The following is an 11,814-nucleotide window of genomic DNA, read 5'->3' as shown; positions in this document are numbered from 1 at the left end:
CTCCGCTTGACCGGGAATCGCCGGTTTCCGGTGGGTAATTGATTGAATTCCAAGGGATTGTGAATCCCGAAAAGCGTGCTCGCCACTGTCATCAAATCGCGCTACGGTAGGGCTCTGTTTGGGACCAGTGTTGCATCAATAGGATGCTGGAACTTTTTCCTCCTTTAGCAGTCCAAATCCCGGACTGCTAAGATGGGTGCCTATGAGCCAGAACACCTCTACTGCCCTTGTGGCAAACAATCTCCCGATTCCCAGTGCGCTCGGTTCGCTGGACGCCTACATCGGTGCCGTGCACCAGATCCCGGTGCTGTCGGTCGATGACGAACAGGACCTGGCCCGTCGCTTCCGCGACGGCAACGATCTGGACGCCGCCCGCGAGCTGGTGCATTCGCACCTGCGCTTCGTAGTGCACGTGGCCCGCGGTTACAACGGCTACGGCCTTGCGCTGGGCGACCTGATCCAGGAAGGCAACATCGGCCTGATGAAGGCGGTCAAGCGCTTCGACCCGGAGATGGGCGTGCGCCTGGTCTCCTTCGCGGTGCACTGGATCCGTGCCGAGATGCACGAGTTCATCCTGAAGAACTGGCGCATCGTCAAGGTCGCCACCACCAAGGCGCAGCGCAAGCTGTTCTTCAACCTGCGCAAGTCGAAGACGCGCCTGGGCTGGATGAACGCGGCTGAAGTGAGCGCAGTGGCCAAGGACCTGAACGTGTCCGAGCGCGAGGTCATGGAAATGGAGTCGCGCCTGTCCGGTCGCGATATCGGTTTCGATGCGCCGACCGACGAGGACAACGAGCACGCGCCGCCGTCGCCGGCCGCGTACCTGGTGGCCAACGACGAAGACCCGTCGATGGCCTACGAACGTGCGGACAGCGAAGACAACCAGATGCAGCTGCTGCGCGAAGGCCTGGCCGAACTGGATGCGCGTTCGCGCGACATCATCCGCCGCCGCTGGCTGGATGCGGACAGCAAGGTGACGCTGCAGGAACTGGCCGACGAGTACGGCGTGTCGGCCGAGCGCATCCGCCAGGTTGAAGCCAATGCGCTGAAGAAGATGAAGGCGCTGTTCACCGCGTAAGCGGAGTGGCGTTGAAGCAATGAAAAGGCCCGGCATTGCCGGGCCTTTTTTTTTCCGAGGTGTTCAATCCACGCATGGCGTGGATCTACCCCAGCTATGCAGAACCAGTAGATCCACGCCATGCGTGGATGCCCTGATGCCGCACGTGCCTCACCCTTCGCGTGCGATCGCCCGCCAACCAATGTCGTTACGGTGGAACTCGTTGGCCCAGCTGACCTTGGCCACACCGGCATAGGCGTTGGCCTGGGCGTCGCGCACGCTGTTGCCTAGCGCCGCCACGCACAGCACGCGGCCGCCCGCACTGAGCACCTGGCCCTGCGCGTCCAGCGCGGTGCCGGCATGGAACACCTTGGCACTGACCGGCACGTCATCCAGGCCGGAGATCACGTCGCCGGTGATCGGCGATTCCGGGTATGGCCTGGCGGCCAGCACCACGCCCAGCGACGGGCGCGCATCCCAGTGTGCTTCCACCTGGTCCAGCCGGCCATCGATGGCCGCTTCCACCAGTTCCACCAGATCCGACTGCAGGCGCAGCATCACCGGCTGGGTTTCCGGGTCGCCGAAGCGCACGTTGAATTCGATCACCTTCGGCGCACCGCTGGCATCGATCATCAGGCCGGCGTAGAGGAAACCGGTGAACGGGATGCCGTCGGCAATCATGCCCTGCACGGTCGGGTTCACCACCTCGCGCATCACGCGGGCGTGCACCTCCGGCGTGACCACCGGAGCGGGCGAGTAAGCGCCCATGCCGCCGGTGTTGGGGCCGGTGTCGCCGTCGCCGACGCGCTTGTGGTCCTGCGAGGTGGCCATCGGCAGTGCATGCACGCCGTCCACCATCGAAATGAAGCTGGCTTCCTCGCCGTCGAGGAATTCCTCGATGACCACGCGTGCGCCGGCATCGCCGAACGCGTTGCCGGAGAGCATGTCACGCACCGCGTCTTCGGCTTCGGTCAACGTCATTGCGACGATCACGCCCTTGCCGGCGGCCAGGCCATCGGCCTTGACCACGATCGGCGCGCCCTTCTCGCGCACGTAGGCCAGGGCAGCGTCCACGTCGCTGTGCACGGCGTAGAACGCGGTGGGGATGTTGTGGCGGGCCAGGAAATCCTTGGCGTAGGCCTTGCTGCCTTCCAGCTGCGCGGCAGCGGCGGTCGGCCCGAAGATGCGCAGGCCGGCGGCGCGGAAGCGGTCGACCACGCCGGCCACCAGCGGCACCTCCGGGCCGACCACGGTCAGCGCCACGCCTTCGGCCTGGGCCAACGCCAGCAGGCCGTCGATATCGGTCACCTTCACCGCAACGTTGCGGCACTTGTCTTCGCTGGCGGTGCCGGCGTTGCCGGGCGCCACGATCACTTCGGTGACACGGGAGGACTGGGCCAGCTTCCATGCCAGGGCGTGTTCGCGGCCGCCAGAGCCGATGACAAGTACGTTCATCACGAGATTCCAGATTGCGTGGGAAGGGAAGGTCGATAGCCCCGGCGGCGCGCGTGGTTCACTCGCAGCCTTCGCGTCGCAGCGATTCGGGGAAGGAGTAGGCCCAGGTCTTCGGGTCCAGGGTAAAGCGGTGTTGCTGCCGCACCTGCTTGCCGCCACAGGTCGTGCCGGTTTCGTCGATCAGCAGTGGCCAGACCCGCGCGCTGCGGTCGCTGTCGTCGAAACGCAGGGCGAAGTCGATGCTGAAGCGGCGGGTGCGGCAGTCAGTGGCCGTATCCGGGTCGGTGTTGGCGTCGACCGTGTCGCACTCGTACTGGGCGTCATTGTCGATATGGCTGCGCACGCTGCCGCTGGCAGCCAGGCCGTTCGGGCCCGGCAGGATCAGCGATTGCGAGAGCAGCGAGAAGCCCTGCCCGAACCAGCCGTCCTCGACGCGGAAACCATAGAAGTCGCTGCCGGCGCGGATGATGCTGGCAGTGCCGGGCTGGCCACCGCTGCCGAAGCGCTCGCCGGTCAGTTCGCTGGTCACCTCGAAGCCCTCGCCTTTGGGGCGAAGCACGAAGAACTCGATGGTTCCCGGGTCGATATGCGCGCCATCAACCAGCGCACCGCATACCGCCAGCAGCTGCTGCCAGCTGTCACCGCTCACCACCGGTTGCTCGGCGCAGACCTGCCAGTCCATCGCATGGGTGTCGCCATCGTCGGTCCAGCTGCCGCGCCATTCACCGGAGAGCGTGGCGTTGCTGCCGTAACGCTGGACAAGGAAGGCCTGCAGCCGCGCAGTGCGGCTGGCATGCTGTGCCGGTGAGGCGGAGGCCATCGCAGGCGCATCTGCCTTCGGGCCCGCGCTGGGCTCGGCAGCAGGCTTGCAGCCGGCCAGCATGGCCGCGCCAGCGAGGGCGAGCACGGCCAGTGATTTCATCGAAACTGTGGACATCCGTGTCGCTCCAGGATCAATGGCGGAAGTGGCGCACGCCGGTGAACACCATGGCCAGGCCATGTTCGTCGGCGGCAGCGATCACTTCGGCATCGCGCATCGAACCGCCCGGCTGGATCACCGCCTTGATGCCGGCGGCAGCCGCGGCATCGATGCCATCGCGGAACGGGAAGAACGCATCGGAGGCCATCACCGAACCCTCGACCACCAGGTTCGCATCGGCGGCCTTGATGCCGGCGATGCGTGCCGAGTACACGCGGCTCATCTGGCCGGCGCCGACACCGATGGTGCGGTTGTCCTTGGCATAGACGATCGCGTTGGACTTCACGAACTTGGCCACCTTCCAGGCAAACAGCAGGTCGGTGAACTGCTTGTCGGTCGGCGCCAGCTTGCTCACCACCTTCAGCTCGTCGCGGGTCATGCCGCGGTTGTCGGAGGACTGCAGTAGCAGGCCTGAGCCGACGCGCTTGTTGTCGAAATTGTTCAGGCCGTCGCCGTGCGGGATGCGCAGCACGCGCACATTGGCCTTCTTCTGCGCGTATTCCAGCGCGGCCGGCTCGTAGTCCGGAGCGATCAGCACTTCCACGAACTGGCGGTCCAGGATCACCTTGGCGGTGGCCGCGTCCAGCGGCTTGTTGAAGGCGATGATGCCGCCGAAGGCACTGGTGGGGTCGGTGGCGTAGGCCAACTCGTAAGCATCGCCGTTGCCGGCACCGACCGCCACGCCGCACGGGTTGGCATGCTTGACGATGACGCAGGCCGGCGCGTCGAACTGGCGCACGCATTCCCACGCCGCATCGGCATCGGCCAGGTTGTTGTAGCTCAGCTCCTTGCCCTGCAGCTGCTGGAACGTGGCCAGCGTGCCCGGTACCGGGTACAGGTCGCGGTAGAACGCGCCGCTCTGGTGCGGGTTTTCGCCGTAGCGCAGGTCCATCACTTTCACGAAGGTGGAATTCATCTGCACCGGGTACTCGGCACGCACCGGCACCGCCGTGTCAGTAGCGGTGACCGCCGACAGGTAGTTGCTGATCGCGGCGTCGTACTGGGCGACGCGGTTGAACGCGGCCACCGAGAACGCGAAGCGGGTGGTGGCCGACAGCTGGCCGTCGTTGGCCTCCAGCGAGGCCAGCAGCTCAGCGTACTGCGACGGGTCGGTGGCCACCGCCACGCGGGCAAAGTTCTTGGCCGCCGAACGCAGCATGGCCGGGCCGCCGATGTCGATGTTCTCGACCGCGTCGGCCAGGGTGCAGTCGGCCTTGGCAGTGACCGATTCGAACGGGTACAGGTTCAGCACCAGCAGGTCGATGGCGCCGATGCCGTGCTCGGCCATCACCGCGTCATCCAGGCCGGAACGGCCCAGCAGGCCGCCATGTACCATCGGGTGCAGGGTCTTGACCCGGCCGTCCATCATTTCCGGGAAACCGGTGACGTCGGCCACGTCCTTCACGGCCAGGCCTGCATCGCGGATCGCCTTGGCGGTGCCGCCGGTGGACAGCAGCTCCACGCCGCGTGCGGCCAGCGCAGTGGCCAGCTCGGCCAGGCCGGTCTTGTCGGAAACGGAGAGGAGGGCCCGACGGACGGGCAACAGATCAGCAGTCATGGGGACAGGGCAATCGGCAGCGGAGCGGGGCCGATATTGTAGTTCTTGGGGCCCGGTGGCGGGTGCTGCCGGGGCAGATTCGCTGCGTCCAAAGCCGGTTTGACCGTAATGGGCACGGCCCGCGGGCTTGTCAGCCACCGCTGGGCACGGCACGGTGCCGCCTGTTCCCCGTGTGCAGGATGCCGTCCCGTGACCGTTGCCAACCGCCTGCAGGCCACCCTCGATGCCGAAGGGGCGCTGCTGTTCCTGGCCCGTTATGTGCGCCATGCGCGTTGTGGCCAAGGCGCGGCCTGGTGCGCCCAGGCCGATGTGCCGACGCTGCAGGCCGAAGCCGCAGAGCGCTGGGGCGAGCAGGCCGAGATCCTGTCCTGGGACGTGCAGCGCCGCGAACGCCGGCGCTGGCGGCGGCTGGAGTTCAAGGTCTACCTGGATGACGACAAGCGCTGGTATGGCGATGCCATCGCGCTGCATCGGCGCGCGCCTGGGTTGGCCGAGCTGCTGTGGGTGATGCAAGCACAGCACTGGCTGGAGCCTTTCGAGCTGTATCTGTACGCCGATGGGCTGGATGAGGGGGCGATCGTGCTGCCTGCCGGCGGCATCATCCACTTCCAGCGCTCGCGCGGGGGCGTCTACCGGCTGCTGTCGCTGCAGGCGGGGTTCGCGGATGCAGGAGCACGCGAGCGGGCCGTGCAGGCGGTGCGCAATGCCCTGCAGCGCAGCCATGACGTGGTCTGGCTGTGCCGGCATATCGATCCTGGGCTGCCATGGCATGACTGGCTGGGCCAGCCCGAACTTGCCGGTAACCGCATTTGATGGGGTAGGCTGTGCCCGCACTGCCAAGGATCAGCAGGTACGGATCATGTCGATCTATGCATTGAAAGGACGTTTCCAGGACCTGTTGCGTCCGGCCGTACGCGGTCTGTACCGCATGGGGATCACCGCCAATACGGTGACCGTGGCCGCTGCCGTGGTCTCGCTGCTGGTGGCTGCCGCCGTGTGGTGCTGTGCGCCGGCCCAGCCCCTGCTGTACCTGCTGCTGCCACTGTGGATGCTGCTGCGCATGGCGCTCAACGCCGTGGACGGCATGCTGGCCCGCGAGTTCGGCCAGCAGTCGCGGCTGGGCGCCTACCTGAACGAGCTGTGCGATGTGATCGCCGACGCGGCGCTGTACCTGAGCCTGCTCAGTGTGCCGGGCGTGCGCCCGGAAGCGCTGTGGCTGCTGGCCTGGACCGCGGCCCTGAGCGAGTACGCCGGGGTGCTGGGGCTGATGGTCGGTGCCAGCCGTCGCTATGACGGTCCGATGGGCAAGAGCGACCGCGCCTTCGTCATCGGTGCGCTGGGCCTGCTGCTGGCGCTCGGCTGGGGCGGTGCAATGACGGTCACTGGCGTGGCCGCCGCGATGGCGGTGCTGTGCGCGGTGACGATGATCAACCGCGTGCGGCGCGGACTGCAGGAAGCGGCGGTTTCGCCGAACTAATCAAGCAGATACAAAAAGACAATCAGGAGATTGCATGCGTCAGGCGCAGGAACGGGAATTCCACAGCTTCGACCAGGTACCGCTGTTCTACAGGTACTGGCCGGGCGCCACGACAACCACGCCAGCGAAGGCCATCGTGCTGCTGCATCGCGGCCATGAGCATTCCGGCCGCGTGACCCATCTGGTTGACGAACTCGACCTGCCCGACACCGCCTTCTTCGCCTGGGATGCACGTGGCAACGGCCGTTCGCCGGGCGCACGCGGCGATGCGCCGGGCTTCCCGGCGCTGGTGCGCGACCTCGACAGCTTCATCGCCCACATCGGCGCCGAGCATGGCATCGCGGTGGAGGACATCGTGGTGATCGCGCAGAGCGTGGGCGCCGTGGTCGCTGCGACCTGGGTGCACGACTACGCACCACGCCTGCGCGCGCTGGTGATGGCTTCGCCGGCGTTCAAGGTGAAGCTGTACGTGCCATTCGCACGTGCGGGCCTGGCCCTGATGCAGAAGCTGCGCGGCAACTTCTTCGTCAACAGCTACGTCAAGCCGCAGTGGCTGACCCATGACCCGGCGCGGGTGGAAAGCTACCGCACCGACCCGCTGATCACCCGGCCGATCTCGGTGCGCGTGCTGCTGGGCCTGTACGAGGCGGCCGACCGCATCGTGGCCGATGCGCAGGCGATCAGCGTGCCGCTGCAGCTGCTGGTCTCCGGCTCCGATTTCGTGGTGCACCGTGGCCCGCAGGACCGCTTCTACGAGCGCCTGTCCAGCCCGATCAAGGAGCGCGTGCATCTGCCGGGCTTCTTCCACGACACGCTGGGCGAGCGCGATCGTGCACCGGCACTGGTGCGTATCCGCAGCTTCATCCGGGCGCGTTTCGCCGAACCGCTGCGCGAGCTGTCACGGCGTGATGCGCACCGCCACGGGCCAACCTTCGAGGAATCGGAAATCCTGGCCTGGCCACCGGAGCGCAACAGCTTGGCCGACCTGCGCTGGCGCGTGGTACGCGGTGGCCTGCGCTTCGGCGGCACGCTGTCCGAAGGCATCGCGCTGGGCCTGCAGACCGGTTTCGATTCGGGCAGTACGCTCGACTACATCTATCGCGACGAAGCGCGCGGCAAGGGCCCGCTGGGGCGCATGGTCGACCGCAACTACCTGGATGCGATCGGCTGGCGCGGCATCCGTGTGCGTGGCAAGCACCTGCAGGAACTGCTGCGCGATGCTGCCCAGCGCCTCCGTGGGCAGGGCACGCCGGTGCGCGTGATGGACGTGGCCGCCGGCCACGGCCGCTACGTGCTGGAAGCGCTGGGAACGGGCGAACAGCGCGCCGAGCGCATCGTGCTGCGTGATTTCAGCGATCTGAACGTGACCCAGGGTCAGGCTTTGATCGAGCGCCTTGGTGCGGCCGACATCGCCCGCTTCGAGCAAGGCGATGCGTTCGATCCCGCGCAGCTGGCAGCGGTGGACCCTGCACCGACGCTGGCGGTGGTTTCGGGGCTGTATGAATTGTTCCCGGACAACGATGCGGTGCTGCGATCGCTGCAGGGGATTGCTGCAACGGTGCCGGTGGGCGGCTACCTGGCCTACACCGGCCAGCCTTGGCATCCGCAGCTGGAGTTCATCGCGCGTGCGCTGACCAGCCATCGCGATGGCGTGGCGTGGGTGATGCGTCGCCGGACCCAGCACGAGATGGATGAACTGGTGCGCCTGGCTGGATTCGAAAAGGTGGCGCAGCGCATCGACGACTTCGGCATCTTCACGGTGTCGCTGGCGCGCCGGACCGCGTGATGGCGACGCTCGCTGCAACCCCGCTGGCCGCGGAAGGGCGCCCCTGGCGGCGCGCCCTGCTGTGGCTGGTACTGCTGGGCCCGTTCTTTTTCGCCAGCTATGGCTTCGCCAACTGGATGGCCGGCCGCCATGCCGAACTGCCGGTGATGGCGTTCGCGTGGGAAACGCAGATTCCGTTCGTGCCGTGGACGATCGTGCCGTACTGGTCGATCGACCTGTTCTATGCGGTTTCTTTCTTCCTGTGCCGTCAGCGCCTCGAACTGGACCGGCATGCGCTGCGGCTGTTCAGTGCGCAGCTGATCGCGGTCACCTGCTTCCTGCTGTGGCCGCTGCGCTTCAGCTTCGAACGGCCCGAGATCGGCGGCGTGTTTGGTTGGCTGTTCGATGTGCTGCTGGGCTTCGACAAGCCGTTCAACCAGGCGCCGTCGCTGCACATCGTGCTGCTCATCGTGCTGTGGGTGAAGTTCGCACAGTATCTGCACGGGGTGTGGCGTTGGGTACTGCATCTGTGGGCGCTATTGATCGGCGTCTCGGTGCTGACCACGTTCCAGCATCATTTCATCGATATCCCGACCGGCCTGCTGGCCGGCTGGCTGTGCGTCTGGCTGTGGCCGGAGCAGGGCGCGCCACCGTTGCGTGCCTGGCGCACCGCGCGTGACGCCAAACGTTGGCGCCTGGCAGCGCTGTACCTGCTGGGGGCCGCTGTATTGCTGATGCCGGTGGTGCTTCTGCGTGGCGCGGCGTTGTGGCTGCTGTGGCCGGTGGTATCGCTGCTGCTGGTGGCGTTGGCGTATGCGGGGCTCGGTATGGCAGTGTTCCAGAAGCGCGCCGACGGTCGCCTGACGATGGCGGCGCGCTGGCTGCTGGCGCCCTACCTGGGTGCGGCCTGGATCAATTCGCGGCTGTGGACGCGCCGTGCGCCGCAGCCGGTGCCGGTGATGGATGGTGTGTGGCTGGGGCGTATTCCCTGCGCTGCATTGCCGGCACCCTTGGTCGGCGTGGTCGATGCCTGTGCCGAACTGTCCTGCCGCGCGCCGGGCGCCGCGTATGCCAGCGTGCCGGTGCTGGATCTGGTGGTTCCTGCACCGGAGCAGCTGCGCGAGGCGGCCGAGGCCATCGAGCGGCTGCGTGCGCACGGACCGTTGCTGGTGTGCTGCGCACTGGGCTATTCGCGCAGCGCCGCCAGCGTCGCGACCTGGCTGCTGCGCAGTGGCCGTGCGGGCGATGCCGAAGCAGCGGTGGCGATCGTGCGCGCTGCACGCCCCGGCATCGTGCTGGGCACGGCGCATCTGTATGCCATCGCTGCTGCAGCGGGAGTACGCGCATGAGTATGGTTCCCGATCTGGCGACCATGCAGTTGCTGCTGAGGCAGGGGCGTCGGCCGGCGCTGCTGTCGCTGGGCCTGTTGCTGGTGGCGTTGCTGCTGCTCGGTATCGAGCCGGGGCTGGCGATGATCGCTGCCGGCCTGTTGCTGCTCAGTGTCGTTGTCGGGCTTGCACAGGCGTACCACGCATGGCGGGTTGGGTTGGACGCGAGCCTGCTGAAGCTGCTGCGTAATGAAGGGCTGGAAGGCGAAGCCGCCGCGCGCCGTATCGATCAGGTGCTGCATGACAGCGGCTTGCGCCGCGTATCGTCCGACGCACCGCTGCGCGGCTGGGACCTGCGCTGGGCAGGCATGCGTCGCCTGTTGCTGCGGCAGTACCTGCTGACAGGCGTGCAGGGTGTGCTGCTGGTGCTGGCCGTGTTGTGGCCGCAGACGTGAACGGGAGGACCCGATGTTCGCCGAACTGATTGCCCGCGCCTGCAGTGGTGCGATTCATGTGGTGACCGGTGCGCGTGCGCTGTGGATCGGCTGTGCGCCGTCCAGCGAGCGCCGCGTGTACTACGGCAACCATGCCAGCCATGGTGACTTCGTGCTGATCTGGTCGTCGATGCCGCCGGCGTTGCGGCGCCAGGTGCGCCCGGTGGCCGCGGCCGAATACTGGCAGCGCGATGGCCTGCGACGCTACCTGATCGATGCGGTGTTCAACGGTGTGCTGGTCGAGCGCGAGGCCGGTCATCGCCAGCAGGATCCGCTGCAGGTGCTGCGTGATGCGGTGGACGAGGGGTGTTCGTTGATCCTGTTTCCAGAAGGTACGCGCAACGTGGGCGACGAGCCGTTGCTGCCGTTCAAGAGCGGCATCTTTCACCTGGCACGGCAACGGCCGGAGCTGGAGTTCGTACCGGTGTGGATCGACAACCTGAAGCGGGTGATGCCCAAGGGTCGTTTCCTGCCGCTGCCATTGCTGTGTACGGCCACCTTCGGTACACCGCTACGGCTGCAGGCCGATGAGGACAAGGCCGCCTTCCTGGCACGCAGCAGGCAGGCGCTGCTGGACCTGGCGCCGAACGGGGGCAAGGCATGAGCTTCCTGATCGATGTGTCTGGTGACCTGGCTACGCAGAGCGTCGGCCAGCAAACCGGTCTGCTGTTCGCTGGCGTGGGTGCGGTGCTGGTGTTGGCCACGCTGGTGGCCGAAACGCTGCGCTGGCGCCGGCGTGGGCAGCCGAGCGCAGTGATCGCCAACCTGGTCTCGCGCATCCGCGCCTGGTGGGTGATGGCGATCGTGGTCGGGTTGGCGCTGTTCTTCGGCCGTGCCGGGGTGATCGTGCTGTTCGCGATCATCTCGCTGTTCGCGCTGCGCGAGTTCATTACCTTGGCGCCGACTCGCTCAGGCGACTACTACGCGCTGCTGGCCGCGTTCTACATCGTGCTGCCGTGGCAGTACTACCTGGTGTGGATCGACTGGTACGGCATGTACACACTGCTGATCCCGGTCTATGCGTTCCTGTTCCTGCCGATCCTGTCGACCATCGGCGGCGACACCACCCACTACCTGGAGCGCACGGCGAAGGTGCAGTGGGGGCTGATGATCTGCGTGTTCTGCATCTCGCATGTGCCGCTGCTGCTGAACCTGCACGTGCCCGGCCATGACCCCTCGCGCAACGTGTTGCTGTTCGCCTTCCTGGTGATCGTGGTGCAGTCCTCGGACGTGCTGCAGTACATCTGGGGCAAGCTGCTGGGCAGGCGCCTGATTGCACCGAAGCTGTCGCCGTCGAAGACGGTGGAGGGCTTCGTGGGTGGTGTGCTCAGTGCCAGCGCGCTGGGGGCGGCGCTATGGTGGATCACCCCGTTCACGCCGCTGCAGGCCTTCGGCCTGTCGCTGTTGATCAACCTGATGGGGTTCTGGGGTGGCCTGGTGATGTCCGCAATCAAGCGCGACCGTGGCATCAAGGACTGGGGCCACATGATCGAGGGCCATGGCGGCATGCTCGACCGGCTGGATTCGGTGTGTTTCGCCGCGCCGGTGTTCTTCCACGTGGTGCGGTACTACTGGAAGGCAGGCGGCGGCGGTTGATGCCGCTGGGCCGTCATCCACGCATGGCGTGGATCTACCGGTAGTGCCGGCCGCTGGCCGGCAACTGCAACATCCTGCCATCGTTCATGGGGTTGCCGGCCAGCG

At 66.7% G+C, this 11,814-nt stretch carries 11 protein-coding genes; 8 read left to right on the top strand and 3 right to left on the bottom strand.

The features are described 5' to 3' along the window. Nucleotides 1–202: 202 nt before the first annotated feature. Nucleotides 203–1,078, top strand: coding sequence for an RNA polymerase sigma factor RpoH (rpoH, locus tag V9K93_RS07095; protein WP_006397457.1), 876 nt, complete (start codon nt 203–205; stop codon nt 1,076–1,078). A gap of 150 nt (nt 1,079–1,228) precedes the next feature. Here the strand turns inward: rpoH and purD are convergent, their stop codons facing one another. From purD to purH, 3 genes are read right to left on the bottom strand one after another with little or no spacing between them, the layout of a single operon-like run. Next, complete coding sequence (gene purD, locus V9K93_RS07090; RefSeq protein WP_337302266.1) at nt 1,229–2,512, bottom strand: phosphoribosylamine--glycine ligase; 1,284 nt, start codon at nt 2,510–2,512, stop codon at nt 1,229–1,231. A gap of 58 nt (nt 2,513–2,570) precedes the next feature. Then, nucleotides 2,571–3,449, bottom strand: coding sequence for a hypothetical protein (locus tag V9K93_RS07085; RefSeq protein WP_337302265.1), 879 nt, complete (start codon nt 3,447–3,449; stop codon nt 2,571–2,573). A 16-nt stretch (nt 3,450–3,465) separates the two neighbouring features. Then, entirely contained in the window at nt 3,466–5,049 is a 1,584-nt protein-coding gene (purH, locus tag V9K93_RS07080) for a bifunctional phosphoribosylaminoimidazolecarboxamide formyltransferase/IMP cyclohydrolase (protein WP_136639407.1), read from the bottom strand. A gap of 189 nt (nt 5,050–5,238) precedes the next feature. Here purH and V9K93_RS07075 point away from each other — a divergent pair, with 189 nt between their 5' ends. From V9K93_RS07075 to V9K93_RS07045, 7 genes are read left to right on the top strand one after another with little or no spacing between them, the layout of a single operon-like run. Continuing rightward, a complete protein-coding gene (locus V9K93_RS07075) occupies nt 5,239–5,862 on the top strand; it encodes a hypothetical protein (protein WP_046986051.1) in 624 nt (207 codons plus the stop codon). A gap of 46 nt (nt 5,863–5,908) precedes the next feature. Further along, nucleotides 5,909–6,526 carry a CDP-alcohol phosphatidyltransferase family protein gene (locus V9K93_RS07070; RefSeq protein WP_046986050.1) on the top strand — a complete coding sequence of 206 codons (618 nt, stop codon included), beginning with the start codon at nt 5,909–5,911 and terminating at the stop codon, nt 6,524–6,526. Between the two features lie 34 nt (nt 6,527–6,560). Beyond that, nucleotides 6,561–8,312: a bifunctional alpha/beta hydrolase/class I SAM-dependent methyltransferase gene (locus V9K93_RS07065; RefSeq protein WP_337302264.1), complete on the top strand. Its 1,752-nt coding sequence runs from the start codon at nt 6,561–6,563 to the stop codon at nt 8,310–8,312. Beyond that, complete coding sequence (locus tag V9K93_RS07060; protein WP_337302263.1) at nt 8,312–9,640, top strand: phosphatase PAP2/dual specificity phosphatase family protein; 1,329 nt, start codon at nt 8,312–8,314, stop codon at nt 9,638–9,640. The genes V9K93_RS07065 and V9K93_RS07060 overlap by 1 nt, the downstream gene beginning before the upstream one ends. Then, nucleotides 9,637–10,074, top strand: coding sequence for a hypothetical protein (locus tag V9K93_RS07055; protein WP_337302262.1), 438 nt, complete (start codon nt 9,637–9,639; stop codon nt 10,072–10,074). Before V9K93_RS07060 ends, V9K93_RS07055 begins: the two co-directional genes overlap by 4 nt. Before the next feature lie 13 nt (nt 10,075–10,087). Continuing rightward, the gene (locus V9K93_RS07050; RefSeq protein WP_046986046.1) at nt 10,088–10,717 is read left to right on the top strand and encodes a lysophospholipid acyltransferase family protein; all 630 of its coding nucleotides are present in this window, start codon (nt 10,088–10,090) and stop codon (nt 10,715–10,717) included. Continuing rightward, complete coding sequence (locus tag V9K93_RS07045) at nt 10,714–11,709, top strand: phosphatidate cytidylyltransferase (RefSeq protein ID WP_046986045.1); 996 nt, start codon at nt 10,714–10,716, stop codon at nt 11,707–11,709. The genes V9K93_RS07050 and V9K93_RS07045 overlap by 4 nt, the downstream gene beginning before the upstream one ends. Nucleotides 11,710–11,814 lie beyond the last annotated feature (105 nt).

The organism is Stenotrophomonas sp. CCNWLW162, from assembly GCF_037203745.1.
Lineage (GTDB): Bacteria > Pseudomonadota > Gammaproteobacteria > Xanthomonadales > Xanthomonadaceae > Stenotrophomonas > Stenotrophomonas maltophilia_AQ.
This window is presented reverse-complemented; position numbering and strand designations above follow the sequence as displayed.

What these genes read in the sequence shown, in the direction of transcription:
- rpoH (WP_006397457.1), top strand. Translation starts at nt 203, where the DNA reads ATGAGCCAGAACACCTCTACTGCCCTTGTGGCAAACAATCTCCCGATT.
- purD (WP_337302266.1), bottom strand. Translation starts at nt 2,512, where the DNA reads ATGAACGTACTTGTCATCGGCTCTGGCGGCCGCGAACACGCCCTGGCA.
- V9K93_RS07085 (WP_337302265.1), bottom strand. Translation starts at nt 3,449, where the DNA reads ATGTCCACAGTTTCGATGAAATCACTGGCCGTGCTCGCCCTCGCTGGC.
- purH (WP_136639407.1), bottom strand. Translation starts at nt 5,049, where the DNA reads ATGACTGCTGATCTGTTGCCCGTCCGTCGGGCCCTCCTCTCCGTTTCC.
- V9K93_RS07070 (WP_046986050.1), top strand. Translation starts at nt 5,909, where the DNA reads ATGTCGATCTATGCATTGAAAGGACGTTTCCAGGACCTGTTGCGTCCG.
- V9K93_RS07065 (WP_337302264.1), top strand. Translation starts at nt 6,561, where the DNA reads ATGCGTCAGGCGCAGGAACGGGAATTCCACAGCTTCGACCAGGTACCG.
- V9K93_RS07060 (WP_337302263.1), top strand. Translation starts at nt 8,312, where the DNA reads ATGGCGACGCTCGCTGCAACCCCGCTGGCCGCGGAAGGGCGCCCCTGG.
- V9K93_RS07055 (WP_337302262.1), top strand. Translation starts at nt 9,637, where the DNA reads ATGAGTATGGTTCCCGATCTGGCGACCATGCAGTTGCTGCTGAGGCAG.
- V9K93_RS07050 (WP_046986046.1), top strand. Translation starts at nt 10,088, where the DNA reads ATGTTCGCCGAACTGATTGCCCGCGCCTGCAGTGGTGCGATTCATGTG.
- V9K93_RS07045 (WP_046986045.1), top strand. Translation starts at nt 10,714, where the DNA reads ATGAGCTTCCTGATCGATGTGTCTGGTGACCTGGCTACGCAGAGCGTC.